The organism is Amycolatopsis ponsaeliensis (assembly GCF_030182635.1).
Taxonomy (GTDB): Bacteria; Actinomycetota; Actinomycetes; order Mycobacteriales; family Pseudonocardiaceae; genus Amycolatopsis; species Amycolatopsis ponsaeliensis.
The window spans coordinates 21,966-48,049 of record NZ_JAPZLD010000014.1 but is presented as its reverse complement, the minus strand read 5'-3'; the positions used below and the strand labels follow the sequence as shown (position 1 = coordinate 48,049).

The 26,084-nt window shown below is 72.5% G+C and carries 26 protein-coding genes and 1 pseudogene; 11 read left to right on the top strand and 16 right to left on the bottom strand.

Annotation, left to right across the window (positions count from 1 at the left end; translation table 11 throughout):
* Nucleotides 1–18: 18 nt before the first annotated feature.
* The 4 genes from QQ657_RS21595 to QQ657_RS21580 are packed head-to-tail and all read right to left on the bottom strand — an operon-like array spanning nt 19 to nt 2,211.
* Nucleotides 19–744 carry an ESX secretion-associated protein EspG gene (locus QQ657_RS21595; protein ID WP_284744006.1) on the bottom strand — a complete coding sequence of 242 codons (726 nt, stop codon included), beginning with the start codon at nt 742–744 and terminating at the stop codon, nt 19–21.
* Nucleotides 741–1,298, bottom strand: a complete 558-nt coding sequence (locus QQ657_RS21590) for a PPE domain-containing protein (protein WP_284744005.1) — start codon at nt 1,296–1,298, stop codon at nt 741–743. The genes QQ657_RS21595 and QQ657_RS21590 overlap by 4 nt, the downstream gene beginning before the upstream one ends.
* 15 nt (nt 1,299–1,313) lie before the next feature.
* Nucleotides 1,314–1,868: a DUF3558 domain-containing protein gene (locus QQ657_RS21585; RefSeq protein WP_350310693.1), complete on the bottom strand. Its 555-nt coding sequence runs from the start codon at nt 1,866–1,868 to the stop codon at nt 1,314–1,316.
* Nucleotides 1,861–2,211 carry a hypothetical protein gene (locus QQ657_RS21580; RefSeq protein WP_284744004.1) on the bottom strand — a complete coding sequence of 117 codons (351 nt, stop codon included), beginning with the start codon at nt 2,209–2,211 and terminating at the stop codon, nt 1,861–1,863. Before QQ657_RS21580 ends, QQ657_RS21585 begins: the two co-directional genes overlap by 8 nt.
* A gap of 307 nt (nt 2,212–2,518) precedes the next feature.
* Here QQ657_RS21580 and QQ657_RS21575 point away from each other — a divergent pair, with 307 nt between their 5' ends.
* From QQ657_RS21575 to QQ657_RS21565, 3 genes are all read left to right on the top strand, one after another.
* A complete protein-coding gene (locus QQ657_RS21575; protein WP_284744003.1) occupies nt 2,519–3,589 on the top strand; it encodes an AAA family ATPase in 1,071 nt (356 codons plus the stop codon).
* 27 nt (nt 3,590–3,616) lie between these two features.
* A complete protein-coding gene (locus QQ657_RS21570; protein WP_284744002.1) occupies nt 3,617–4,891 on the top strand; it encodes a DUF58 domain-containing protein in 1,275 nt (424 codons plus the stop codon).
* 208 nt (nt 4,892–5,099) lie between these two features.
* Nucleotides 5,100–7,589: a transglutaminase TgpA family protein gene (locus tag QQ657_RS21565; protein WP_284744001.1), complete on the top strand. Its 2,490-nt coding sequence runs from the start codon at nt 5,100–5,102 to the stop codon at nt 7,587–7,589.
* Nucleotides 7,590–7,751: 162 nt separating this feature from the next.
* Here QQ657_RS21565 and QQ657_RS21560 read toward each other — a convergent pair whose 3' ends face one another.
* The 3 genes from QQ657_RS21560 to QQ657_RS21550 form a co-directional block, all read right to left on the bottom strand.
* Entirely contained in the window at nt 7,752–8,156 is a 405-nt protein-coding gene (locus tag QQ657_RS21560; protein WP_284744000.1) for an SCO2097 family morphological protein, read from the bottom strand.
* 482 nt (nt 8,157–8,638) lie between these two features.
* A complete protein-coding gene (dinB, locus tag QQ657_RS21555; protein WP_284744178.1) occupies nt 8,639–9,853 on the bottom strand; it encodes a DNA polymerase IV in 1,215 nt (404 codons plus the stop codon).
* A 106-nt stretch (nt 9,854–9,959) separates the two neighbouring features.
* The gene (locus tag QQ657_RS21550) at nt 9,960–10,685 is read right to left on the bottom strand and encodes a methyltransferase domain-containing protein (RefSeq protein ID WP_284743999.1); all 726 of its coding nucleotides are present in this window, start codon (nt 10,683–10,685) and stop codon (nt 9,960–9,962) included.
* 106 nt (nt 10,686–10,791) lie between these two features.
* Between QQ657_RS21550 and QQ657_RS21545 the strand changes: the two genes are divergently transcribed.
* The 5 genes from QQ657_RS21545 (at nt 10,792) to QQ657_RS21525 (ending at nt 15,732) form a co-directional block, all read left to right on the top strand.
* Nucleotides 10,792–11,685: a ParA family protein gene (locus tag QQ657_RS21545; protein WP_284743998.1), complete on the top strand. Its 894-nt coding sequence runs from the start codon at nt 10,792–10,794 to the stop codon at nt 11,683–11,685.
* 3 nt (nt 11,686–11,688) lie between these two features.
* The gene (locus tag QQ657_RS21540) at nt 11,689–12,498 is read left to right on the top strand and encodes a DNA-formamidopyrimidine glycosylase family protein (protein ID WP_284743997.1); all 810 of its coding nucleotides are present in this window, start codon (nt 11,689–11,691) and stop codon (nt 12,496–12,498) included.
* 121 nt (nt 12,499–12,619) lie between these two features.
* Entirely contained in the window at nt 12,620–13,666 is a 1,047-nt protein-coding gene (add, locus tag QQ657_RS21535; protein ID WP_284743996.1) for an adenosine deaminase, read from the top strand.
* Between the two features lie 386 nt (nt 13,667–14,052).
* The gene (locus QQ657_RS21530) at nt 14,053–14,622 is read left to right on the top strand and encodes a GNAT family N-acetyltransferase (RefSeq protein WP_284743995.1); all 570 of its coding nucleotides are present in this window, start codon (nt 14,053–14,055) and stop codon (nt 14,620–14,622) included.
* 66 nt (nt 14,623–14,688) lie between these two features.
* Entirely contained in the window at nt 14,689–15,732 is a 1,044-nt protein-coding gene (locus tag QQ657_RS21525; protein WP_284743994.1) for a quinone-dependent dihydroorotate dehydrogenase, read from the top strand.
* Here the strand turns inward: QQ657_RS21525 and QQ657_RS21520 are convergent.
* The 7 genes and pseudogenes from QQ657_RS21520 to rimO all read right to left on the bottom strand — a co-directional run bounded on the left by QQ657_RS21520 (nt 15,698) and on the right by rimO (nt 23,169).
* On the bottom strand, nt 15,698–17,143 hold the full coding sequence (locus QQ657_RS21520) for an allophanate hydrolase-related protein (RefSeq protein WP_284743993.1): 1,446 nt from the start codon (nt 17,141–17,143) through the stop codon (nt 15,698–15,700). The two genes, QQ657_RS21525 and QQ657_RS21520, sit on opposite strands and share 35 nt — an antisense overlap.
* Nucleotides 17,144–17,589: 446 nt before the next feature.
* Complete coding sequence (gene pspM / locus QQ657_RS21515) at nt 17,590–18,582, bottom strand: phage shock envelope stress response protein PspM (protein WP_284743992.1); 993 nt, start codon at nt 18,580–18,582, stop codon at nt 17,590–17,592.
* A 29-nt stretch (nt 18,583–18,611) separates the two neighbouring features.
* Nucleotides 18,612–19,451 (bottom strand): PspA/IM30 family protein, encoded by an 840-nt coding sequence (locus QQ657_RS21510; RefSeq protein WP_284743991.1) that lies wholly within the window; start codon nt 19,449–19,451, stop codon nt 18,612–18,614.
* 428 nt (nt 19,452–19,879) lie between these two features.
* Nucleotides 19,880–20,347, bottom strand: a complete 468-nt coding sequence (locus QQ657_RS21505; protein WP_284743990.1) for a helix-turn-helix domain-containing protein — start codon at nt 20,345–20,347, stop codon at nt 19,880–19,882.
* Nucleotides 20,348–20,665: 318 nt separating this feature from the next.
* Nucleotides 20,666–21,049: pseudogene (locus QQ657_RS21500) on the bottom strand (CinA family protein); the annotation flags it as partial.
* A gap of 45 nt (nt 21,050–21,094) precedes the next feature.
* A complete protein-coding gene (gene pgsA, locus QQ657_RS21495) occupies nt 21,095–21,736 on the bottom strand; it encodes a CDP-diacylglycerol--glycerol-3-phosphate 3-phosphatidyltransferase (protein WP_284743989.1) in 642 nt (213 codons plus the stop codon).
* Complete coding sequence (gene rimO / locus QQ657_RS21490; RefSeq protein WP_284743988.1) at nt 21,733–23,169, bottom strand: 30S ribosomal protein S12 methylthiotransferase RimO; 1,437 nt, start codon at nt 23,167–23,169, stop codon at nt 21,733–21,735. The genes pgsA and rimO overlap by 4 nt, the downstream gene beginning before the upstream one ends.
* Before the next feature lie 145 nt (nt 23,170–23,314).
* Between rimO and QQ657_RS21485 the strand changes: the two genes are divergently transcribed.
* From QQ657_RS21485 to QQ657_RS21475, 3 genes are all read left to right on the top strand, one after another.
* On the top strand, nt 23,315–23,830 hold the full coding sequence (locus tag QQ657_RS21485; protein ID WP_284743987.1) for an amino-acid N-acetyltransferase: 516 nt from the start codon (nt 23,315–23,317) through the stop codon (nt 23,828–23,830).
* A 143-nt stretch (nt 23,831–23,973) separates the two neighbouring features.
* The gene (locus tag QQ657_RS21480) at nt 23,974–24,405 is read left to right on the top strand and encodes a phospholipase (protein ID WP_284743986.1); all 432 of its coding nucleotides are present in this window, start codon (nt 23,974–23,976) and stop codon (nt 24,403–24,405) included.
* Between the two features lie 44 nt (nt 24,406–24,449).
* On the top strand, nt 24,450–25,061 hold the full coding sequence (locus QQ657_RS21475; RefSeq protein ID WP_284743985.1) for a nitroreductase family protein: 612 nt from the start codon (nt 24,450–24,452) through the stop codon (nt 25,059–25,061).
* On the opposite strand, the gene QQ657_RS21470 is transcribed toward QQ657_RS21475, so the two are convergent.
* Nucleotides 25,054–25,482: a hypothetical protein gene (locus QQ657_RS21470; RefSeq protein ID WP_284743984.1), complete on the bottom strand. Its 429-nt coding sequence runs from the start codon at nt 25,480–25,482 to the stop codon at nt 25,054–25,056. The genes QQ657_RS21475 and QQ657_RS21470 overlap by 8 nt on opposite strands.
* A 44-nt stretch (nt 25,483–25,526) precedes the next feature.
* A complete protein-coding gene (locus tag QQ657_RS21465; RefSeq protein ID WP_284744177.1) occupies nt 25,527–26,030 on the bottom strand; it encodes an RloB family protein in 504 nt (167 codons plus the stop codon).
* Nucleotides 26,031–26,084 lie beyond the last annotated feature (54 nt).

Genomic DNA, 26,084 nt, shown 5'->3' with positions numbered 1-26,084 from the left:
CAAGCAGAACCCGGGTGGTCAGTCCTCGGGGGTGAGGAGTGCCGCGACGCGGGCGGCGAGCCGGGTGCTGTCGACCGGGGTCACGTTCACCCACTCCTGCCCACCGCGGCCCGCGCTCTTCGTCGCGCAGTACGCGCCGACGTCCGTGTCGAACCACGTCAGCCCGCCCACTCGCGAAACCCGGCCCGACGCCGTCCGCCGGCTCACGCTGAACTGTCCCGCCGCGTACACCGGCCGGGCCTGGATCGCCAGGACCTCCTGCTGCTGGGCCGACGTCGACCGCGACTCGGAAGGCGAGTCCGAAAGCGCCGACGCCGCCAGGTTGACCCCGTAGCCGGGCCCCGGCGACAGCTCCGGCAAGACGTCGACGAGCGCCGTGCAGAGCTCGCTCGAGCTGATCGAGTCCAGGCCGATCGTCTGCTCCGGCTGGGTCGCCAGCACGCCCCGGCTGCCGCGGGTCGCCGTCACCGCGCGGAACGGCGCCGGCGCCGTCATGTCCGCCAGCGCTTCGCACGCCACGAAGACCTCGCCACCCGCCAGGAGGTCCAGGCGCGAGGCCAGCGCCGGTGCCAGCGCGCCGTCGTACAGGCCGCGCTCGGCGAGGTTCTCGTACACCGCCTTCCGCACCTCGGCGCGTTCCTCGTCGGTCCCGCCGACGCTGCGCACGGTCAGCGGCTCCGGCGGCCGGTCGTGGCCGAGGTCGGTCCAGAGGATGTCGAACGCCGACGCGGAGACGCGGATCAAGCCGGCCCCAGCGTCGGCGGGTCCGCAAACGTGTCGGCGGGCACGTGGCCGCGCAGGGCCGCGTCGCGGGTCCGCAGCACGTCGATCGCCTTCTGCCGCGCGGCTTCCGCCTCGGCGCGGCGGGCCGCCATCTCGTCGGCCAGCCCGGCCAGCACGAGCACGTTCCCGGACGACGCCGCGTCGCGGATCATCGCCGCCGGGTCGTACGTCACCGGCGGCGGCATGTCGGCGCGGGCCCGCGCGGCCGCCTCCGCCTGGGCGCCGACCGCGCCACCCACGGACGCCGACACCGCGGCGGAGTGCGACAGCCACTGCGCGGCCCGGCCCACTGCCGCCCGCGCCGCGTCGCCCGCCCGGCCGCCCCAGTTCTCTTCCGAAGAGGCCACCAGCGCGGCGAGGTCGGCCGTCGACTCGTGCAGCCGTTTCGCCAGCTCTTCCCAGCGCGCGCCCGTCTCGCCCGCGGCGACCGGGTCGTTGTCGCGCTCGACCTCCGCGGCCATCGCCTCGTGGCTGTAGGCCTCGTACCTCGCGGTGGGCACAGGGGGTTCCGACACAGCGCACCTCTCGGTTCAGGGCAGCTTGGGCTCGACCAGCCCGGCCACCGTGCCCGCGCGGCGGCACGCGAGCGGGGTGTCCGAGAAGCCGGTGTTGCTGACGTCGATCTGGACGCTGGCCGCGTCGCCCACCCCGAGCAGCACGGCGCAGGTGCCGTCGGCGGCCTTCTTGTCCGCCACCTGCAGCGCCGGGTGCGTGCCGACCTTGGTCTTGGTCGCCGTCTTCTTCGCGACTTCGAGGTCGGCCAGGCCGTCGGTCTCGCTGAGGGTCACGGTGACGCCGAAGGTGCCGGGCACGGTCCAATCGCACGCGCGGGCGCCGGCGATCTCCTTGGGCTTGCCGAGGACGCCCACCCCGGCGGCCGACCGGTCCTGCGGGTCGAGCAGCGAGCACGGGTCGATCGCGGCGAGGCCGGTCCAAGCGACGACGGGCGGCGGCCCGGCCGTGGCGGTGGCTTGGGTGGAGGCGTGGCCGACGGTGGCAGGCCGGGCGGGCTGCTGCCCGCACCCGGCGAGTACCAAGAGGAGGGCCGGCGCCCACAGGTACTTCGTGCGCATCAGGTCAGCCACCCGTGCAGTCCACCCCGTCCGCCGCCTGCTCGTCGGCGTGCTGGTACTTCGCCAGCGCCTGGCCGATCCGGTGCTTGAGCGTCTCGAGCTCCTTGCCGAACGCCGTCAGCTGCTGCACGGCCGAGCCCCGCCCGCCGATGCCGTACTCGGCCATGAACTTGCCGATCTCCCCGGCGTACCCGCCGCCGAGCGGCACCGACCGGCCGAGCACCTTGGCCTCGCGGACCATCTCGCCGACGACGTCCTGCAGGGCACCGAGCTTCGCGTAGGCGTCCGTGGCCAGCTCGGGCGCGACCGCGAACCCGCGGACGTCGTACGGCGGCTGCGTTCGCACGTCGCTCATAAGCGGTTACGCCTCTCAGTAGCCGGGCGACCTCGAATCGCAGCATACGACAGAGCGGGGTGTCAGCGGGAGCGCCCAGAATCGGGTGACAAGCCACCCGTTCGGGGTATCGTCCCTGCTTGCGCAGTGTCATCAACCGACGTGCCGGGCGTGCTCGCCCGGGCTTCGCGGGGTTCCGCCCCCAGGTTCGCCCGGGTTTGACACACTGGGTGGAAGGCTGGTCGCTGCGCGCGGACAGCAGCGATGGGGGCCGTTCGGGCCCGGCGGTGCGCACAGTGCGCGCGGCCATGCGCCACCAGGAGGTCGAGTGACGTCGAGAATCCAGTCTGCGGCGCCCGGATCGGGCGAGCAGGCATCCGGACGCCCGCCTTACCCGGCGGAGTCCACGGGCAACGGCCGGGCTCCCGGCCGGCCCGCGAGAGTGTCGCTGGACGAACTGCACGAGACCGCGCGGCGGATCGCCGCGAACGTCGAGCGGGTGCTGGTCGGCAAGCCCGACGTCATCCGGATCGCGCTGGTCACGCTGCTCGCCGAAGGCCACCTCCTGGTCGAGGACGTGCCCGGCGTCGGGAAGACGTCGCTGGCCAAGGCGCTGGCCCGGTCCATCGACTGCACGGTCAGCCGCATCCAGTTCACTCCGGACCTGCTGCCGAGCGATGTCACCGGCGTCTCCATCTACAACCGGCAGAGCGGCGAGTTCGAGTTCCGGCCCGGCCCGGTGTTCGCGAACATCGTGGTGGGCGACGAGATCAACCGCGCCTCGCCGAAGACGCAGTCGGCGCTGCTGGAGTGCATGGAAGAGCACCAGGTCACCGTCGACACCTCGACCTACCACCTCGACGAGCCGTTCATGGTGATCGCCACCCAGAACCCGATCGAGATGGAAGGCACCTACGCGCTGCCCGAAGCCCAGCGCGACCGCTTCACCGCGCGGGTGTCCATCGGCTACCCCGACCAGCAGGCCGAGCTGGCCATGGTCGACGAGCACGCCGGGCACAACCCGATGGACGACCTGCAGCCGGTGTCCGACGGCGAGACCGTGCACCGCCTGATCGAGACGGTCCGCGGCGTGCACATGGCACCGGAGGTCCGCCGCTACGCCGTCGACGTCGTCTCGGCCACCCGCCAGGTCCCGGAGATCCGGCTCGGCGCCTCCCCGCGCGCGACGCTGCACCTCGTCCGCGCGGCGCGGGCGCAGGCGGCGCTGTCGGGCCGCGACTACGTCGTGCCCGACGACCTGCACACGGTCGCGGTGCCGGTGCTGGCGCACCGCCTGGTGCTGACCACCGAGGCCCACGCGGCGCGCCGGTCGGCGACCGACGTCGTGCGGGCGGTGCTGCACCGGGTGCCGGTGCCGCAGGGCTCCCGGCCCCAGTAACGCACCCGGCGAAGGGGAGACAACGACGTGCTGCGTGCCCTGTCCGGCCTGACCACCCGCGGCCGCTGCCTGCTGGCCGCGGGGCTGGCGGCCGCGGTGTGCTCGTTCGTGCTCAACGAACGCGACCTGCTGCGGGTCGCCGTCTTCGTGGTGGCGCTGCCGCTGCTGGTCGCCGTGTTCATCTCGGCGACCCGGCTGCGCATCGGCGCCACCCGCGCGCTGCGCCCCCAGCGGGTCGCGGTGGGCGGTGCCGGCGAAGTCCAGCTGGAGCTGTGGCGCAGCGGGCGGCTGCCGGCCGGCGAGATCCTCCTCGAGGACGGCGTGCCGTACGCGCTGGGCTCGCGGCCGCGGTTCGTCGTCGAACGCCTCCCCCACGACCGGCGGGTCGCGCTGCGGTATCCGCTGCAGCCGGTGCTGCGCGGGATCCAGCAGGTCGGGCCGCTGCGCGCGACCATCACCGACCCGTTCGGGCTGTGCGAGTTCGAGCGCGAGCTGATCGGGCATTCGCGGCTGGTCGTCGTGCCCCGGGTGGTCCCGCTGTGGGGCCTGCCGAGCGGCGCGGGCATCGGCGTCGGCGACGACGGCACGGTCCGGCTGCACGCCGGGCAGGGCGAGGCCGACGTGATCGTCCGCCAGTACCGGCAGGGCGACGACCTGCGGAAGGTCCACTGGCGCTCGACCGCCCGCCGCGACGAGATCATGGTGCGCGTCGAGGAACGGCCGTGGCGCGGCGGCACCACGGTGCTGCTCGACCACCGCGCTGCCGCCCACCACGGCAGCGGCCCGGCCGCCAGCCTGGAGTGGGCAGTGTCCTTCGCCGCGTCGGCCGCGCTGCACCTGCGCCGGTCCGGGCACCGGGTCCGGCTGGTCAGCGAGCACGGCGCGACGCTCGCCGACACCCCCGGCGACGGCGGCGACCACTACGACCACGTCGTGCTCGACGCCCTCGCGGCACTGCAGCCCGCCCACCAGCGCGACATCACGCTGGCCGGCGACCCGGCCGACGGCCAGGAGCTGATCGCCGTGCTCGGCACGGTCAGCACCGAGGCCGTGCACGAGCTGGCCCAGTTCCGCCCGCGCGGCATCCGCAGCCTGGCGGTCCTGCTGGACACGCCGACGTGGTCGGCCGGGGTGACCGCCCCCGAGCAGCGGGCCGCCGCCACCGAGGACTCGGCGGCGCTGCTGCGCGCGTCCGGCTGGGGCGTGGTGATCGCGGGTCCCGGGTCGCCGATGCCCCAGGTGTGGGCCGAGCTCTGCCAGGCAGGCGCCCGCCGCGGCACGCTGATCGGCGGTACCCGATGAGCACTGGCACCCCGGCCCAGGTCTGCGGCAGGCGGATGAGCACGACCACCACTCCGGCCGACCACCGCGCACCCCGGCGCGCGACGAACCCCTCCGCCACCCCGGCCCCGGTCGGCAGCAGGCGGACGAGCAAGAGCACCCACCGCCACCACGCACCCCGGCTCGCAACGAACGCTTCCGTCACCCCAGCACCGATCGGCGGTACCCGATGAGCACCGCCGCCCCGCCACGTCCGTCCGCGACCCCGCCGCGGCGCCCCGCCTCCCAGCACCCCCTCTCCGCCTGGCGCGGGAGCCTGCTCGCGCCGTCCGCCGCCGGGATCGCGACCCTCTGCGCCGCGACCTCGGTGACCAGCGTCGTCTCGGGGCTGGCCTGGTTCGGGTACCTCTTCGTCGCCGTGCTGCTGATCGCCGCCACCGGCCTCGCGCTGCGCTCGCTGCAGGTGCCGACCGTGCTGGTCGGCCTCGGCCAGCTGCTGGTGCTGCTGTTCCTGATCACCGGCGCGTTCACCACGCACGGGATCCTGCAAGTCATCCCCGGCCCGGAGGCGTTCGGCGAGATCGGGAGCACGCTCTCGGCCGCCGCCGAGCAGATCCGCGTCGGGCTGCCGCCGGTCGAGGGAAGCCAGCCGATCCTGTGCCTGGTGACGATCCTGGTCGGCCTGGTCGCCGTCCTCGTCGACACCTTGACGGTGGCCGCCGCGGCCCCCGCCGCGACCGGGCTCGTGCTGCTCTGCGTCTACGCCGTGCCCGCCGCGCTGAGCGAGGAAATGCTGCCGTGGTGGACGTTCCTGCTCGGCGGGGCCGCGTTCGCCGGCCTGCTGGCGGTCGACGGCAACCACCGGCACCGGCGCTGGCGGACCCGGGAAGCACCCGGGAGCAGCGGCAAGCCGGGCGTGCTGTCCGCGCCGGTCGCGGTGGTCTGCGCGGCGATCGTGCTCGGCCTGTTCGGCGGCGCGATCACCTGGGTCGGCACGGTCGGGCGGATCCCGTTCGGCAACGGCGGCGACGGCCCCGGCGCCGGTTCCGGCGGGTTCGGCATCCAGCCGTTCACCGAGCTGCGCGGCATGCTCGACCAGGGAGCCAACCGCGAGCTGTTCAAGGTCCGCGGCCTCGGCACCGACAAGCGGCTGCTGCGCGCGATGACGCTGGACACCTACTACCCCAACAAGGGCTGGGGCCTGCACGACGAAGGCCGGTCGCAGCAGGGCGTCCCGGTCGGGCCGCAGCTGCCGCCCGCGCCCGGTGACGACGGCAGCGGTGCCGCGCGCCGGATCGACGTCGAACCGTCGAGCTGGCGTGACAACTGGCTGCCGGTGTACGGCGCGCCGCGGGTGATCGACGGCGCCTCCAACGGCTACCTCTACGACCAGGTCAGCGGCACGGTCTTCACCACGCGCAGCGAGGTGCCGCCGTCCTACGTCGAATACGCGTCGCTGAAGGAGCCCACGGCCCAGGAGCTGCGCGTGACCCCGCGGGTCGACGACCTGCCGCCGCGCTACACCCAGATCGACCGCGTCGACGACCGCGTCCGCGCGAAGACGCAGCAGCTGATCGCCAACGAGTCGAACGACTTCGACCGCGCGTCGGCGATCTGGCGGTACTTCACGGCGCAGAACGGGTTCGTCTACGACACGAAGACCGCGCCGGCGAACGACGCCGACGCGCTCGCGGACTTCATCCTCAACGGCAAGCGCGGCTTCTGCGAGCAGTTCGCGTCGGCGATGGCCGTGATGCTGCGGGTGGCGGGCATCCCGTCGCGGGTGGCCATCGGGTTCACCCCCGGCGTGCAGGTCAACGACTACCTCTCGATCAACACGCAGGACGCGCACGCGTGGGTCGAGGCGTACTTCGGCGACAAGGGCTGGGTGACGTTCGACCCGACGCCGCTGTCCGACGGCCGCGGCATCACCCCGTCGTACCTGCAGGCCGGCTCACAGGACGGCAACCAGCCCGACGACACCCAGGTGGCGCCGAGCACGGTCCAGTCGAGCGCCGCGCCGACCGGCACGCCCCGCGACACCGAGCAGAACACGCAGGCGCAGGGTCCGCAGACCACCGACGAGGGCACGCCGCCCTGGCTGTGGGGGCTCGTCCTGGCGCTGGTCGTGCTTTCCCTGGTGGCGACGATCCTGGTGGTCGCCGGCGGCCACCGCAGACGGCCGGATCGCGAACCCGCGGCGACCGGGCTCGGTGCGCTGCTCAAGAACTGGCTGCCGCTGATCGCGGCGGCGTTGTGGGTCGCCGTGCTCGGCGTGCTGACGTGGCTGGTGGCCTGGTGGTTCAGCCTGATCGTGGTGCTGGTGCTGGCCGGGCTGCTGGGCCCGTCGGCGGCCCGCGACGTCGGACGGCGCCGCCGCCTGCAGGAGATCGTCGGGCAGCGGCCCGGGGCGGCGGACGCGGCGTGGTCCGAGCTGCGGGCCGAGTGCGCCGACCGTGGGCTGCCGATCCCGCCGAGCGACACGGTCCGCGTGGCGGGTCAGAAGCTGGCGGCGAAGCACCACCTGGACGACGAGGGCCGCGAGGGCCTGCGCACGGTGATCGGCGTGGTGGAGAAGTCGTGGTACGGCGAGAACGGCGTGGCCGACCCGACGCTCCCGTCGGCGTTCGACCACCTGCGGCGGAGCCTGCACCGGAACGCCCCGCTGTCCTGGAAGGGCCGGTTGTTCCCGAGGTCTCTGTTCCGCAACCGCGACTGAGGTTGTGCGGGAAGGGCCGACACGGCGGTCCGCGGTCGTGTCGGCTCTCTGAACCCGATCGGGTGCCACCGAGTGTCACCAGGGCCGGCGCGTCAGGCTGAGCACACAAGAAGATCCGCGCCTGCCGGGGGTGGCGGGCGCGGATCTCGTGGTCTTGCGGCGCTACTGCTCCTCGAAGCGCTGGCGGAAGCGCTCTTCCATGCGCTGGGTGAAGGAACTCCGGCGGCCCGACTGCTTGGCCCCGCGACTTCCCGATCCACCGCCCTTGCCGTCCGATTCGGCGCCGTGCCGGATCGATGTGACGGCCAACATGACTCCGAAGAACATCACGAGGAACCCGAGCACGCTGATCAGCGGGATGTCGGCCACCCGGAACTGCGGCACCACCACGCCCAGCACCAGCAGGGCCACGCCCACTACGAACAGGGCGATGCCCTGGATACGCCGTCGGCGAGCGGGGCGACGCAACCGGGTGCCACGCACCGTGGATGCGAACTTGGGGTCCTCGGCATAGAGCTCGCGCTCGATCTGATCGAGCAGCCGCTGCTCATGCTCGGAGAGTGGCATCTTTCCTCCTCCGGCACAGCTGTCGCGGGCGCCGGGCCGCGCAACGTTCTGGACCCAACAGCCAACCCCAGGCGGGGTGGCACTGTCCAGGATACGAGGCCCGCGCCCGGACGACTACCCGATCCCGCATCCAGAAGGGATCGAATTGGGCTAAATCCCGCCGGAGCGGGGTTGCGGACGGTCACCGCCACCCAAAGTGACCAATTCACGGCCTGAGCGGCAATGTGGGGGAAGGTGACCGAGCCGAAGATCACGCGGAGTGCGCGGGGCTGGGCGGCAGCCGGCGGCGGCACGAGCGGGCCCGGCGGCGAGGTCGGCCGAGCGGCCGGTTCCGAGTGAGCAAGATCGGACCAAGCGGACAGCCGGCCAGGCTGTCGCCACCGCAGGCGAAATCCCGTGACCGCGCTCAGCTCACACGCAACACACCTCACGAAGGTCGGCGTAAGTACAGCCACGCAAACCCGAAAGTGCGCCGCGCCCCCTCAGCGCTCCCTCGGCCCCAGCAACGACGCCGGCCGCACCGCTGCCGACCCGAACTTCGACCGCGCCACATCCGCCGCCACCTCGGCATCCCTCCACCGCGGGGCCGGGGACTCGAACACCAGCTGCTCCCCCGCCTCCCCCGTGTCCAGCCCCTCCACGCGCACCCCGATCAACCGGACCGCTCCCGTCGGCGCGTGCTCCGTGAGCAACGCCACCGCCACCGCGTGGATCTCCCGCGCCACGTCCGTCGCCGAGACCAGCGTGCGAGCCCGGGTGATCGTCCGGAAGTCCGCGAACCGCACCTTGATCGAGACCGTCCGGCCGCGCACCCCCCGCTCCCGCAACGTCGCCCCCACCCGCGACGCCAGCCGCAGCAGCTCCAGGCCCAGCTCGGCGCGAGAATGCCGGTCGACGTCGAACGTGTGCTCCGCGCCGATCGACTTCTCCGGCGAGTCGACGACTACCGATCGCTCGTCCACGCCGTGGGCGAGCCGGTACAGGTGCTCGCCCACCGCCACCCCCATCGACTTCTTCAGCCGCTCCGGCGGGAACGCCGCGACGTCCGCGATCGTGCCCAGCCCCAGCCGCCGCAGGTGTTCCTCCGTGCGCGCGCCGACTCCCCACAGCGCCGACACCGGCAGCGGGTGCAGGAACGCCAGGGTCTCCGCCGCCGGCACCACGACCATGCCGTCCGGCTTCGCCATCCCCGACGCCAGCTTCGCGACGAACTTGACCTTCGCCACCCCGACCGAGCACGTGATCCCGTGCTCGGCCTCGACCCGCGAGCGGATCTCCGCGCCCAGCGAAGCCGGCGTCGCACCCAGGCGCCGCAACGCCCCGCTGACGTCCAGGAACGCCTCGTCCAGGCTCAGCGGCTCGACCAGCGGCGTCAGCTCGCGGAAGATGCCCATCACCCCGCGGGACACCTCGCCGTAGAGCCCGCCGGTCGGCGGGATGTTGATCAGCTGCGGGCACAGCCGCTTCGCCGTCGAGAACGGCATCGCCGAGCGCACGCCGAACTTCCGCGCCGGGTAGTTCGCCGCCGCGACGACCGCTCGCGGCCCGCCGCCGGACACGACGACCGGCTTGCCGGCCAGCTCGGGCCGGGTGCGCAGCTCGACGGACACGAAGAACGCGTCCATGTCGACGTGCAGCATCCCGCACCCGGTGTCGTCCGGCGGTGGTTCCCCCGGCCGGACGCGGAACCGGCCCATCCCGCCTGGTAGCTCAGCATTTCGCCCCACACCCAGGACGCTACCGGCCGGCACCGACAGTTTTCGCCACCACCGGAGACCAGGGCCGAAACCCGCCGGAAAGAGGTCAGGCGAGCCGCGCGACGGCGTGCAGCCGGCCGGCGATGTCGCGCAGCGCCGGCGAGGCCGCCGCCACCCGCTCGAACTCCGCCAGCTCGTCGTCGCGGACGTCGCCGCCGACCAGGTCCGAGATCACCCGGTCGCCCTGCAGCGACGCCACTTCGAGGCCGGCGGCCTCCAGGTCGGCACGCAGACCGGCGGCGGAGTACCGCCGCAGCACCGTGTCACCCGGGACGACCCCGTCCGCGCTCTCGAGCAGCCGCTGGGCCTCGGCCACCCGGCCCGACAACGCACGGTGCAGCACCGCCGCGTGCCGGTTCGCGACCAGCACCGACACCGCTCCGCCCGGCGCGACCGCCGTGGCCAGCGCGGTGAGCACCGCGGCCGGGTCGTCGACGATCTCCAGCAGGCCGTGCGCCAGCACCAGGTCGGCCGAGCCGGCCTCGACGTGGCGGCCCAGCGCGTCCGAGTCGTCCGCGACGACCGTGATCAGCTCGGAGACGCCCTCTTCCTCGGCCCGGCGCTGCAAGGTGGCCAGGGCGTTCGGGCTCGGCTCGACGACCGTGACCCGGCAGCCGGCCGCCGCGAACGGCACCGCCCAGCCGCCGCTGCCGCCACCCACGTCGACGACGCGGGGGTGCTCGGCGCCCCGGGCGCGGGCGGCCTTCAGCTCGGCCTCGAGCACCCGGCGGACGGCGCCCGAACCCCGGGCGGCGACGGTCTCCGTCTTCATGCCGGACAGGGTAGTGCCCACCCCGGCCCGCCTCCCCGGCTCCTCCCTTCGAGTGAACGCCCCTTGCCCGGCGGCACCTCTCGCGCGCACCCGTACGCTGGTCTTCGTGCACACGGTCGCCGTACTCAGCCTCAAGGGAGGCGTCGGCAAGACGACGGTCGCTCTCGGTATCGCGTCCGCCGCCCTGCGTAGGGGCACGCGGACGCTGGTGGTGGACCTCGACCCGCAGGGCAACGCCACGACCTCGCTCGACCCGCCGTGCACCGACGCGACCCTCGCCGACGTGCTCGAGAACCCGACGCGCGAGATGCTGGAACGCGCCATCGCGCCGAGCGTCTGGGGCGAGGACGTCGACGTCCTCGTCGGCACCGAAGAGCTGGAACTGCTCAACGACCCCGACGCCGACAGCGAGCGCCTGGCGAACTTCTCCCGCGCCCTGGACGAGCTGCACCGCACGCCGCTGCGCGAGACGCCGTACGAACTGGTGGTCCTGGACTGCCCGCCGTCGCTGGGCCGGCTGACGAAGTCGGCACTGGTCGGCGCGGACAGCGCGCTGATCGTCACCGAGCCGACGATCTACGCCGTCGCCGGCGCGAACCGGGCCCTGGAAGCGATCGAGAAGATCCGCAAGGAGCTCAACCCGGACCTGCGCGCGATCGGCGTCCTGGTGAACAAGCTGCGCGTGCGCTCCTACGAGCACCAGTTCCGGATCGCCGAGCTGCGCGACAACTTCGGCTCGCTGGTGATGCCGACGGCGATCACCGACCGGCTGGCGGTCCAGCAGGCCCAGGGCGCGTGCAGCCCGATCCACGAGTGGCACTCGCCCGGCGCGCAGGAGATCGCGCTGACGTTCAACATGGTGCTCGCGAAGATCCTGCGGTCCAACCGGGCGGGCCGCCACCGCATCGCCGGCGAAGAGCCCGAAGGCCCGGACTGGCCCGAGGGCCCGGCGCCGGAGACGCCCGCGGCCCCGGCCGAGGTGACCGAATCCGCGGGGTGAACCGTGCCCGAAGGTGACACCGTCTACCTCGTCGGAAAGCGCTTCGACCGGGCGATCGCGGGAAAGACGTTGCTGCGCGGCCAGTTCCGGGTGCCGCAGCTGGCCACCGTGGACCTCGCCGGCCGCGAGGTGCTCGGCGTCGGGACGGTCGGCAAGCACCTGTTCACCCGCTTCTCCGGCGACCTCACCCTGCATTCGCACCTGATGATGGACGGCATGTGGGACGTCTACCCGGCCGGCGCGAAGTGGCGTCGGCCCGGCCACCACGCCCGCGTGGTCCTCACCGCCGCCGACGTCCAGGTGATCGGCTTCCGGGTCCACGACCTCAAGCTCGTGGCCACGCCGAAGGAACACGACCTCGTCGCCCACCTCGGCCCGGACCTGCTGGATCCACAGTGGACGGACGAGTGCGCGGCCCGCGCGATGGCCGCACTGGCCGCCGATCCCGGGCGCGAGCTGGGACTCGCCCTGCTCGACCAGCGCGTCATGGCGGGCGTCGGGAACCTTTACAAGTGCGAGATCGCCTTCCTGCTCGGCGTGACCCCGTGGACGCCGGTGTCCGAAGTGGACGCCGGCGCGACGGTCGCCTTGGCCCGCAAGCTGATCCTGGCCAACGCCGCCGCCGGGCGCTTCGACCAGAGCACCACCGGCCACCTCGACCGCAACCGCAAGAACTGGGTCTACGAGCGCACCCGCCAGGGCTGCTTCCGCTGCGGCGGCCAGGTCCTGGTCCGCACGCAGGGCCACGACGTCCAGCGGCGGCCGACGTGGTTCTGCCCGAAGGACCAGCACGGCCCGGCTCCCGCGGGCTAAGCTGGGCCCGTGACGTCGTTCAAGCTCCCGCTCTACGGGACCGACACCGAACGCGGCGACCTCGCTCCCTGAGCCGCCCGCGCTCCTTCCGTCACCCCACCACTTCCCAGGGAGCTCAGTCATGCCCGGAATCCCGACCGGGCAGGCGCTGCGCGCCTTCGCGCACGCCCTGCCCAAGGTCGAACTGCACGTCCACCTCGTCGGCTCGGCGAGCCTGCCGACCGTCCTGGAGCTGGCCCGGCGGCGACCGGCCGCCGGTGTCCCCACCGACGAGCGCGAACTCGCGGAGTTCTTCACCTTCCGCGACTTCGCCCACTTCCTCACCGTCTACCTCGCGGTCACCTCCCTCGTGCGCGACCGCCACGACATCCACACGCTCGTGGCGGGCCTGGCCGCGGATCTCGCCGCGCAGAACTGCCGCTACGCCGAAGTCACCGTGACGCCCTACAACCACCTGCTCGACGGCGTTCCCGGCGACGACCTGCTGTCCGGGCTCGCCTCCGGCCGGGCCCGCGCCGCCGAACTGGGCGTCGAACTGGCCTGGTGTTTCGACATTCCCGGCGAAAAGGGCACCAAGGCCGGGCAGGAGACGCTCGTGTTCGCGCTGCGCGAACGCCCGGAGGGCCTGGTGTCCTTCGGCCTCGGCGGCCCCGAACTCGGCGTCGGGCGAGCGCAGTTCGAACCGTTCTTCACCCGCGCCAGGGAAGCCGGGCTGCACAGCGTCCCGCACGCCGGCGAAACCACCGGGCCGGCCACCATCTGGTCCGCACTGCACGACCTCGGCGCCGAGCGCGTCGGTCACGGCACCAGCTGCGCCGCCGACCCGGCCCTGCTGGAACACCTTGCGGCCCACCGGATCCCGCTCGAAGTGTGCCCGACGTCGAACGTGCGCACCGGCCAGGTCCCGAGCGTCGCCGCCCACCCCGTGCGGCGGATGCTCGACCACGGCGTCGTCGTCACGCTCAACACCGACGACCCGCCGATGTTCGGCGCGACGCTGACGGGCGAGTACGTCGCCGTCGCCGAAACCCTCGGGCTGACCAGGGCCGAACTGGCGCGGCTGGCCGAGAACGCCGTCGACGCGTCGTTCCTCGGCGAGGAGCGCAAAGCCCGTCTGCGGAGTGAGATCGAAGAAATGACATTGCCGGACCCCGGGAACTTCGCCTAGCGTGGCAGTACACAAGAGAGGAGGTGGTCCTAAGTTGTATTCCAACAGGACTTGTGAGGTGGCTGTCCGCTAGCGGATGGCACGTGGAGGACTTTGAGCAGCGTTACAGCTGAGCCACCTTCGGCTCATCGCCTGCTCCACGTGATGCCTGATAGCGAATACCAGGCAGTCACCGTGCCCCCGGGGTTTCCGAGCACCAGTCCGGCTCGGGCTCAAGCGTTTGACGGCGCTTGAGAGACACCCCGGGGGTTCCTTAATGCGCTCATTTGTGCAGGTCACGCCGTCCGCCGACGCCGGACGACCGCCCGGCGATCCGAGCACGGGGCGAACGAAACACATTGGCCTGATCTGTCCCCCGGACGGCTGAAGGTCGCTAGCCTGGAAGCATGCTCAGGCCCGACTACCCGATCACGACGGCTCGGCTGCTCCTGCGCCCGTTCACGCCCGACGACCTCGACGCGCTGAACTCCTTCCAGTCCCGTGCCGACGTCGCCCGCTACCTCTACTGGGGCCCGCGCAGCCGCGCCGAATCGGCCGCGGCGCTCGCGAAACGCGTGCACAGCTCGACGTTGACCAAGGAAGGGCAGTTCCTGGCCGTGGCGGTCGAACTGGCCACGACCGGGCAGCTGATCGGCGACCTGAACCTGGAGTGGCTCAGCAGCGAGCACCGGCAGGGCGAGATCGGGTTCGTCTTCCACCCGGACCACCACGGCAAGGGCCTGGCCGCGGAGGCGACCACGGAACTGCTGCGGCTGGGCTTCGAAGACCTGGGGCTGCACCGCATCATCGGCCGCTGCGACGGCCGCAACACCGCGTCCGCCGCGCTGATGGAGCGGCTCGGGATGCGCGAGGAAGCGCACCTCAGGGAGAACGAGATCGTCAAGGGCGAGTGGACCGACGAGCTGGTCTACGGGATGCTCGAAGACGAGTGGAAGGAACGCGAAGCCACCGAATAAGTGGCCGTGTTCACCCCGGGGTGACGCTCCGGTCGCGCGGTTCGCGTGGTTTGGCAGCATGGGGGCGTGTTCTTCGACAAGATCGTCCGCCCGGCGCTGTACCGGCTCTCCTACCACGACCCCGAGCTGGTGCACGAGCGCACGATCGGCGTCCTGGCCCGGCTCGGCAAGGTGGCGCCCGCGGTCGGCGGGGCGCTGCGCGTCGACGACCCGGTGACCGTGCTGGGCCTGCGGTTCCCCAACCGCGTCGGCCTCGCCGCCGGGATGGACAAGAACGGCCGCGCGCTGCCCGCGTGGGCCGCGCTGGGCTTCGGCTTCGTCGAGGTCGGCACGGTGACGCGGCTGGCCCAGCCGGGCAACCCGAAGCCGCGGCTGTTCAGCCTCCCCGCCAGCGACGCGGTGATCAACCGCATGGGCTTCAACAACGACGGCGCCGAAGCGCTCGCAGCCAAGCTGGCGCGCGACGGGAAACCCGGCGTGCCGCTCGGGATCAGCATCGGCAAGTCGAAGGTCACGCCCCTCGAAGACGCCGTCGAGGACTACCGCTTCTCCCTGCGTGCGCTCTACCCGTACGCCGACTACTTCGCCGTCAACGTCAGCTCGCCGAACACACCGGGGCTGCGGCAGCTCCAGGACCGCGCCGCGCTCGGCGAGCTGCTCGGCGAACTGCGCGCGACGGCCGCGGAGCTCGCCGGCGCGAGCACGCCGACGCCGATCCTGGTGAAGGTCGCGCCGGACCTGACCGACGACGCCCTGGGCGAGCTCCTGGAGGTCACGCTCGAGCACGGCGTCGCCGGGATCATCGCCACCAACACGACGCTCGCCCGCGACGGCATCGTGCCCGCGGAGAGCAGCCTGGCCGGACAGGCGGGAGGACTGTCCGGCCGGCCGCTGACCACCCGCGCGGCGGAGGTCGTGCGGTTCGTGCACGACCACACCGGCGGGAGCCTGCCGATCATCGGCGTCGGCGGGATCATGGGCCCCGGCGACGCCGTCCGGCTGGTGGACGCGGGCGCGTCACTCGTGCAGCTCTACAGCGGGTTCGCGCTGCACGGGCCCGGTCTGGTGCGCCGGGTCAGCCGGGGTCTCGCAGCCCGGCCGTCGAGGTGAACCGGACGTACCCGCGCCAGGATTCGTAGCGGTCCAGACCGGTCCCGCCGGCCGTCGCGGCGCACCGGACCGCCAGGGGCCGGGAGCCGTCGTCGAGCTCGACGCGGTCCAGCACGAACGGTTCCTCCAGCGTGGTGACGAACCGCTCGAACGCGGCCGGGGACAGCCGCCAGCTTTCGCCGTCGAGACTGCTGCCCTCGGCGTGGTCCAGCACGCCCGGCTGCGGCGGCTCGGTGTCCAGCAGCACCATCCGGTAGCTCTCGGTGGTCCGGACCGGCCGGGTGAACCGGGCGCCGAGCTCGGTGAGCCGGGTGTTGAGCGGCTGGCCACGCAGGTGCGCACCGAACACGACGACGTCCTCGCCCGGTTCCGGGTAGGGCGTCATGGGCTCGTCCGTGCAGACCGTCGCGAGGTCCAGGCCGATCTGGTCCTCGAAGGCCCGCGTCAGGAACGTGACGCCGAACGGGCGCTTGTCGCCCGGCCGCACCGGGACGGTGACCGCCGCCAGGTCGAGCAGGTTCGCGAAGGCCGTGCAGCCGGCCAGGCGGTGGTCGACGGCGGCCGGGTCGGCCAGGGCGTCGGCGAGCTCCGGGTGGTCCGGCACGGTGGGCACGAGGAGCGCGTCGAAGCCGTCCGGCACCCCTCCCGAGAGGACGACCGGTTCGAGGACGACGCCCGCCGCCGTCAGCCGCTTCACGGTGTCCTCGAAGGCGATGGCCGCGGCGGGGCCCAGGGGCAGGTCGCGCGCGTACGCGACGCGGGGGTGCTCGCCGGCGCCGAGGCGGACGTCGGCGGGCCAGGTGCGGGTCGGGGAGATGCCGTCCGGCCCGGTCATCAGGGCGAGCGCGCGCCGGCCGGCGACCAGGCCGTTCGTGTAGACGGAGACGGCTTCGGAGGCGCGGACGCCGGTCATGGGCAGCAGGCCGCGGGTCGGTTTCAGCGCGACGACGGCGTTCAGGGCCGCCGGGACCGCGCCCGCAGTGCTCAGTGCCAGGTCGACGATGCCCAGCGCGACGACGACAGCCGCGCCGCGGCCACCGGTCTTCGTCCGGTCCCAGGCCGAGGCCACGGTGGCGGCCCCGGTTTTGCCGAGCACGACGGCGCCGGCCGCGGTGAGCCGCGAGACGACCGTGGCGCTGGTTTCGGGGACCGAGCGGCCGGACGGCTGCCCGGCGACGTCGATCAGCTCCGGCACCGTGAAGACGGTGCCCGCCAGCGGCAGGTCCTCCCCCGCCTGGACGCGTTCTTCGACGGCCTTGGCGTCGACGAGGACGTCCTCGACGGCACGGAGGGTGGACCAGAGCTCGGGACGGTTCGCTTCGGTGATGCGCTCGAAGGCCGCGATGACGCGCTGCGAGGCGGTGGGCGGGGTCGGCGGCGTGGGATCCGGGTCCGGCGGGAGCGTGTTCACGGGGCGTCCTTCCCTCGGCGATCGAGAAAGTCCACTGTGTACGGTCGGCGCCGGCGATCCTCAAAGCACGGCGGGCCTCCCGGCTAGTGACACCTCTGCATGCATGACAGAAACGTTAGGTGGTCGACGTTTCCGTAGCCAGCTGTTTCCGATTACGCGCGGGTTTCGGGACCAAGAGGTGAACAGGGCGCGACGCCGGGGTGAAACGCACGATCACGCACGCCGGGTGACGAAGGCCCGGTTCCCCCGGATGCGGCACCCGAACGGCCGAGTTTGAAACCTCAGGCGGCCCAATCCCGACCGAATTCGCGTGATCAGGGGGTCGACACGCGTGATTGGACGGTCGACACGCGTGATCCGGGGGTCGACACACCGCAGCCAAGCCTGGTTCGCCGTGTCGACCCTTCAATCACGCGTGTCGACCCTTCGATCACGCCGGTGGCGGGTCAGGAGAGTTCGCGCAGGGCCATGGCCAGGCCGGCCAGGCGGTCGGTGGCGTCGGTGAGGGCTTGCTTGGACGTCACGAGGCCGTCGCTCGACGCGGCGACCGTGTGGCCGGCCGCGGCGACCAGGCCGCGGTAGCCCTCGAGGCCGTCGTCGAGCTGTTCGCGGAGCTTGCCGACCGCCGCGTCCAGGGCCGCCTGCTCGCGGGCCGGGGCGGAGTTGCGGCCGCGTTCGATCGCCTGGACGCGGCCCGCCAGGCCGCGCAGGGCCGCCGCGGCTTCGGTCGCGGTCTGCCCGGCGTCCGCGACGGACACTTCGGACACCGGTGTCGTGCCGACCGAGGACGGCACGGAAAGCTGGCGCAGCAGCTCACCCAGGGAAGCCTCGCACTCCGCCAGCCGTTCCATCGGCTGGCGCGCGGCCGATCCCGCGGGCGGCAGCGGCGGCGGGCCGGCCGGTGCGGTGGGGAGCTGGGTGCGCTTCAGTTCACGCAGTTTGAGTCCGCTTCGCACGCCGAACGTCCCGAAGACGACGGCGCCGGCGAACGCCATGATCGCCTGCGGCATCATCGGCGCGCCGGTCGCGCTCATCCAGCCGAGCCCGGCCGAGACGGCGAGGACGCCGCACAGGATCGTCAGCAGGATCCACAGCGTCATCGCGCGCGACGTCCGGCGCTTGCGACGCTCGTGCTTCGCGGCCGGGTGGTTCCAGCGGTCCCACTTGGCCCGGGCCTCGGCGAACGCCGGGACCTGGTTCGCCACGGTCGAGAACGTCGCCGACATGTCGGACCGCCGGACCGGCGGCCGCTGCAGCGGGTTCGGCCGGGGGCGCTGCGGTGCGGGCTTCCCGCCGGCCTGGTCGGCCGGCGGGAAGTACTTCTGCACCTTCTGGAGCTTTTCCTGGGCGCGCACGGCGTAGTCGGGCAGCTTCTCGATGTGCTTCTCCAGCTTCGCGCTGAACTCGCCGAAGTCGCGTCGTCTGCCCTGCTGCCCCATGCTCGCCCCCTTCGAACTCGCCGACCGCGTCAGGCCGGGTTCTTGCCCTGCTCGGCCTGCACGCGCGCCTGGATCTCGCGCTGGATGTCGCCCGAGCTGGCGGCCGGCTGGGCCGCCTTGCCGCCGTCGGTCACCTGGGCGACCGAGTCACCGTGCATCGACGCGCGGATCTGCTGCAGCCGCGACTGGCCGGCCAGCTGCGTGGTGGAGGCCTGGACCTCCATCATGCGCCCCTGGACCGAGTTCTGCGCCAGTTCCGCCGAGCCCAGCGCCGTGGTGTAGCGCTTCTCGATCTTGTCGCGGACCTCTTCCAGCGACGGCGTGTTGCCCGGCGCCGCCAGCTGGCTCATCTGGTTGAGCGAAGCGGAGACCTGCTCCTGCATCTTCGCCTGCTCCAGCTGCGAGAGCAGCTTGGTGCGCTCGGCCAGCTTCTGCTGCAGCATCTGCGAGTTGCGCTCCACGGCCTTCTTGGCCTGGGCCGCGGCCTGCAGCGACTGGTCGTGCAGCGTCTTCAGGTCCTCGATGTTCTGCTCGGCCGTGACGAGCTGCGTCGCGAAGCTCTCCGCGGCGTTCTCGAACTCGACGGCCTTCTGCTCGTCACCCTTGGACCGGGCCTCGTCCGCGAGGACCAGGGCCTGCCGGGTCGAGGCCTGCAGCTTCTCGACGTCGCCGAGCTGCCGGTTGAGCTTCATCTCCAGCTGCCGCTGGTTGCCGATCACGGAGGCGGCCTGCTGCGTCAGCGCCTGGTGGTTGCGCTGCGCCTCCTCGATGGCCTGCTGGATCTGTACCTTCGGGTCGGCGTGTTCGTCGATCTTCGACGAGAACGCCGCCATCATGTACTTCCAGAACTTCACGAACGGGTTGGCCATCTCCTCCGCCTGCCTTCTTGCGTCCCACGGGCCTAGGTACTCGGGGTGGGGCGTCGCTCCCCTGCACATGCAACGCACCGACCCCGGCGTTGGGTTCCATCGTGTCAGGTCGGCCACGTCCGTTCCAGGCGACCCCGGGGGATTTCAGGGTTCGCCCCTGATCACCCCTGGAGGTAACGCCCCGGGCCCCGGGCGGGTTGCCCGGCCCCGGCAACCGAAATCGGGGCCGAAACCCGGCCGCGAAGCTGCACAAACCGGACGAAATTGCACCTCGGGGGGTCCGAGGGGTTGCCCGGCAGGGCTCCGGGGGCTCGGCCCCAAGCGACACAGCGAGGGCGAGCACTCTCCGCGAGCACACTTCACCCGGCCCCGGCGACGCGAACGGCCCCGGGCGGGTTGCCCGGGGCCGTCGGTCGTGTGCGCCGAACCTACGCGGCGATCGTCGAAGCCAGCTTCGGCTGCCCGATCGTCGTGCGCAGGGTCGTGTTCATCCGCGGTGCCGGGGAAACCCGCAGGTCGGCGAGGTCGTTCCCGATCAGCTCCGACATCAGGCGGCCGCCTTCGATGCCGGCCGCGGTGGCCTTGGCGCCGCGCTCGGGCACCTTCTCCCGGGGCGCGCCGTCCCCGATCCGCTCGTCGACCGGTGCGACCTCGACGTTGTCGAGGGCCGAAACGTCCGCCGCCACCTTGTGCAGCAGCTCGCCGAGCGGAAGGTCCAGGGCCTGGCAGATGGACGCGAGCAGCTCGCTCGACGCCTCCTTCTGGCCGCGTTCCACCTCGGAGAGGTAGCCGAGGCTGACCCTGGCGGCGCGGGAGATGTCGCGCAGCGTACGACGCTGGTTGGTGCGGGCATGACGGAGCCGATCACCGATCGCCTCACGCAACAGCACGGTCATCACGCGCCTCCCTTCCGTACAAGTACCCCCTACGTTACCCAGAGCGGCGCCCTGGGCGCAGGAGTTGGTGTGCCCGTACGCCAAGGGCGAACGCCCGATTCAGGCCAGATGTTCCCCGAGCAGGGAAAACGCCGCCCGGACCGATTGGGTCCTGATCAAGTCCCGGTCGCCGCTGAGGGCCAGGGTACGGACCGTGACAAACGAGCCTTCGCCTCGGGGCGGGGGCTCCGCCACCCGCTCCCCCGAAAGACCTGTGTCAACCGAGGCTTCGCCTCGCGTCGGGGGCTCCGCCACCCGAGCCCCCGAAAGACGCGGGGTGCGTGTTCCCGGCCCGGCGAGCCCGACGTACACGGTGCCCGGCGCGACGCCGTCCTGCGCGGCCGGCCCGGCCACGCCGGTGAGCCCGAGGCCCCAGGTGGCGCCGCACCGCTCGCGGGCGCCCGTGGCCAGCTGGGCGGCGACCTCCGGGTGGACGGCGCCGTGCTCGGCGAGCAGGCCGGCGTCGACCCCGGCCAGCGCGGTCTTCAGCTCGGTGGCGTAGACGACCAGTCCCCCGCGCAGCGCGGCGCTCGCCCCGGGCACCTGGGCCAGGGTGGCGCAGACGAGCCCGGCGGTCAGCGACTCGGCCGCCGCGACGGTCTCACCGCGGGCGACGAGCGCGGCGATCAGGGCCGCGGCCTGCTCGCCGCCCGGCCCCACCACGAGCCGCGGCGGACTCGTCCGGTTCCCGGGCTCCTCGGCCACCCGTCAGCTCCCGGTGACGCGGCGCCCGGCCGCGCGCAGCCGGACGGCCCGGACCAGGTAGTCCACGCCGGTCACCACGGTCAGCACCAGGGCCAGGCCCATCAGCGCCCAGCGGACCGGGTCCGCGCCGGCCGGCAGCGGCAGCAGGTAGGCCGTGATAGCGGCGATCTGCGCCATCGTCTTGGCCTTCCCGCCCCGGCTGGCCGGGATCACGCCGTGCCGGATCACCCAGAACCGCAGCAGCGTGACGCCGATTTCGCGGACGGCGATGACGATCGTGACCCACCAGCCCAGCTCGCCGAGGATGCTCAAGCCCACCAGCGCGGCGCCGGTCAGCGCCTTGTCCGCGATCGGGTCGGCGATCTTGCCGAAGTCGGTGATCAGGCCGTACTTGCGGGCCACCCAGCCGTCCAGCTGGTCGGTGGCCGAGGCGACCGCGAACAGCCCGGTCGCGATCGCGCGCCAGGTGGTGTCGGCACCGTCGCCGGTGAACAGCGCGGCGATGAACAGCGGCACCAGCACCAGGCGCGAGAGCGTCAGCAGGTTGGCGACGTTGAGCGTCGGGACCGGGGTCGCCACCGGGACCTGGGCGGGGCCTTCGTGGGCCGTGCCCTCGTCGGCGGCGTCGCTCGGGAGCGCACTCACCGGTCGGCGTCCGGTGACGCGCGGACGATCAGGTCGACGCCCGCCGAGTCGACGACCTCGCAGCGCAGGAAGTCACCGACCTCCGTCTTCTCGGGCGCGTCGAGGATGACGCACTCGCCGTCGACCTCGGGGGCCTGGTGGGCGGCGCGCCCGGTGAGCTCGCCGTCGTCGTCCAGCTCGACGAGCACGTCGACGAAGGTGCCGATCCGGTCCTCGGCGCGCTGCGCGGTCAGCTCCTCGACCAGCGAGGAGATCCGGGTGACGCGCTTGGCCACCTCGTCGGCATCGAGCTTGCCGTCGAAGGTCTCGGCCTCGGTGCCGTCCTCGTCGGAGTAGCCGAAGACGCCGACGGCGTCGAGGCGCGCGCCGGTCAGGAAGCGTTCCAGCTCGCTCAGGTCGTGCTCGGTCTCGCCGGGGAAGCCGACGATGACGTTGGTGCGGATGCCGGCCTCGGGGGCGTACTCGCGGATCTGCTCGGTCAGCGCCAGGAACGAGTCCGTGGAGCCGAACCGGCGCATCCGGCGCAGCACCTGCTCGCTCGAGTGCTGGAACGACAGGTCGAAGTACTCGGCGACGCCCGGCGTGGTCGCGATGGCCTTGACCAGTTGCGGGCGCGTCTCGGCCGGCTGCAGGTAGGAGACGCGGACGCGCTCGATGCCGTCGATCTCCGCCAGCCGCGGCAGCAGCCGCTCCAGCGCGGTGGCGCCGTCGCGGCCGAAGTCCTTGCCGTAGGACGTCGAGTTCTCGCTGACCAGGAACAGCTCCTTGACGCCGTGCTCGGCCAGCCACATGGCCTCGGCGACGATCTCGTCCGGCTGGCGGGACACGAAGGAGCCGCGGAACGACGGGATCGCGCAGAACGAGCAGCGCCGGTCGCAGCCGGAGGCGATCTTCAGCGCGGCCACCGGCGAGTCGTCGAGGCGCGTGCGCAGCACCCGCGGGCCCCAGCCGTGCTGCGCGTGGCCCGGGACCTCGACGCTCTCGGCCGCGGCGGGCCGCTGGACCGGGCTGATCGGCAGCAGCTTGCGGCGGTCGCCCGGCGTGTGCGAGGCGACCTTGCGGCCCGCGACGACGTCGTCGAGCCGGTCGGAGAGCTCGGCGTAGTGGTCGAAGCCCAGCACCGCGTCGGCCTCGGGGAGGCTGTCGGCGAGCTCGTGGCCGTAGCGCTCGGCCATGCAGCCGACCGCGACGACCTTCTTGCCGGTGTCCGACGCCGCCAGCAGCGTGTCGACGGAGTCCTTCTTGGCCGACTCGACGAAGCCGCAGGTGTTGACCACCACGACGTCGGAGTCCTCCGGATCGGCCGCCAGCTCCCAGCCGCCGGCCGCCAGCCGGCCCGCCAGCTCCTCCGAGTCGACCTCGTTGCGGGCGCAGCCCAGGGTCAGCAGGGAGACGCGTCGGGTGGCGGCGGGGTCAGTGGCAGGAGAAGGCACGACGTTGAGGGTAGCCGCCGGTCCCGGGCAGGCCGACGACGGCGTAGCCCGGTCGTGACAACCGGGGCTTCGCCCCGGGCCGGGGGCTTCGCCACCCGGACCCCCGAAAGCAGTTGGGTCGGCGCCCGCGCCGGGCGATGTGGCAATGTTGACGATCGTGCCGTCCGCCTCCCCCGCCGTCCGCCGCGCGCGGATCGCCGACGTCCGCAAGATCAAGGCCCTGGTCGACTCCGACGCCGGCCGCGTCCTGCTGGAGAAGGACCTGGTCACGCTGTACGAAGCGGTCCAGGAGTTCTGGGTCGCCGAGGTGGACGGCGAGGTCGTCGGGGCGGCCGCGCTGCACGTGCTCTGGGAGGACATCGCCGAGCTGCGGACCGTGGTGGTCGACAAGGCCGTCCGCGGCCAGGGGGTCGGGCGGGTGCTCGTGGCCCGGCTGGTCGACGAGGCGCGTGAGCTGGGTCTCAGGCGACTGTTCGTGCTGACGTTCGAGACGAGCTTCTTCACCGGGCACGGCTTCGTCGAGATCCAAGGAACGCCGGTGTCGCACGAGGTCTACGAGGAGATGCGGCGCTCGCACGACACCGGTGTGGCCGAGTTCCTCGACCTGCCGTACGTCAAGCCGAACACGCTCGGCAACTCGCGGATGCTGCTCCAGCTCTGACCCGCGGCGTTACTACCACCCCTACTACGCCCGAAATCTGAAAGTTTCCCGACAACATTCTTTCGGGCGGTGACGCGCGCCACCCGAGGCCCGATGCTGATCACGCACATCCATCCCCTGATCAGCGAGGAAACACCACAACAATGGGCACATTGCGGAACCTGGGGGCCACCATCGCGGTGGCCGCGACCGTCGGCGGAGGTGCCCTCCTGGGCGCCGGCACGGCGGCGGCGGTCGACATCCCGACCGTCACCGACCAGTACCTCTTCAGCACCTCCCTCTCGAACTTCGAGACGATCCGTGGCCAGGCGCCGTACAACGGCCAGCTCGACTGGTCCTCGGACGGCTGTTCGTGGGCGCCGGACAACCCGTTCGGCTGGAAGTTCCTGCCCGGCTGCCACCGGCACGACTTCGGCTACCGCAACTACAAGAAGCAGGGCCGGTTCACCGAGGCGAACCGCCTGAAGATCGACGACAACCTCTACTCGGACCTCAAGGGCGTCTGCGGCTCCAACGTGGCCTGCAAGGCCGCCGCCTGGACGTACTACCAGGCCGTGCGCCAGTTCGGCAGCTGAGCCCGGCCCCTGGCCCGGGCGCGTGCCCGGGCCAGGATGGGGTCATGGAGATCGATCACCTGCTCAGCACGACCCGTGCAGTGCGCCGGAAGCTCGACCTCGACCGGCCGGTCGAGCCCGAGGTCCTCGCGGACTGCCTGAACCTGGCGCTGCAGGCGCCGACCCCCGGCAACGCCCAGGCGTGGCGCTGGCTGGTCGTGCGCGACCAAGACGTGAAGGACCGGCTCGGCGTGCTCTTCCGCGAGGTCGGCGCGGCCTACCTGGCCCAGCGGGCCACGGAGGGCGAGTCGCGGGCGCTGACGTCCGGGCGGCACCTGGTCGACGTCATCGAGCGAGTACCCGTGTTCGTGATCCCGGTCCTCAAGGGCCGCCCGACCGGGGACAACGCCGTGGACGCGGCGTTCTACGGCGGAATCTTCCCGGCGGTCTGGAACTTCCAGCTGGCGCTGCGCTCGCGCGGGCTCGGCTCGACGCTCACGACGTACCACCTCTCCCGCGAGGCGGAAGCGGCGGAGATCCTCGGCGTCCCGGACGGCTACACGCAGGCGGGTCTGCTGCCGGTGGCGTACACGACGACGCCGGACTTCAAGCCGGCCGAGCGAGTGCCGCTGGCCGAGGTCGCCTACCTCGATCACTGGGGCACGCCGCTCAGCTGACGCGCACTGTCGCCGCCAGGCCGTCCTCGCTCACCGACACCAGCTCGACGCGGCTGGCGGCGAACGAGGTCGCCTGGGGGCCGGTCCGCGGGCCGCTGTGCAGCTCGGCCGTCGTGCTCTCGCCGCGGCCGGGCTCGCTCAGCAGGAACGCGAGCGTCGCCTCGCCCTGCCAGATGCAGGTCATGTTCGGCCGGCACCGCGAGTCGGAGACGACGCGCAGGTAGCGGACCACCAGGTCCTTCCCCTGGACCGCGGCTTCCTGGCCGAGGTGCAGGGTGACATCACCCTGCGGAGCGGTGCTGACGGTCGACGGCGCCGCCGGCCGGGCCGGGACGGGCTGCCCGGAGGCGACCGAACTCCCGGCGCCCACCGCGACGACGGCGAAGGCGAACAGTCCGGCTGCGATGCGCTGCAGGTCCATGTGCTCAGGACGGAACGAGCCCGGCTGCGGGTTGCACTACGTACTCAGCCGATCTTCTCGACCAGGAGCCCGACCTGACTGGACGGGTTGCGACCATGTCCGGCGTCCGGATGGCGAGCCCGTTCGACAGCCACGTCGACGCCGTGCGCGTAGTCGTCGAAGCGCAGGGCCGACTTGCGATAGCCGGGGGCGTGCCGCAGCAGCCGTTTCTCAACGTCTCCGTAGCAGGTCAGCGGCGCCGCGCAAGCCTCGAAATGCAGCAGCAACCAGTACTCGAAGCACGGGTTCGAGACGGCCAGGCACACGTCCAGCTGCCGAGCCGCCGCGACCGCCTTGTCGAGGTCGAACTCGTCGACGTCGACGACACACCAGATTTCGTCGTACTCCGCCCTGGCGCGGCTTCCGAGATCGGCGGCGTACTTCACGACGGTCGCGGGATCCGCCGGCTTCGACTTGATCTTGATCGTCACGGCCGGGTTCCGCCTCGACCGCTTGAGCCCCTCGAAATACGCAGGCTCGGTCGCCTTCGCACCGCAGACGACGAGGATCGACCGGTGTGGCTCACGGAACGGCGCTCGGCGCCGATCACTGTTTTCACGACG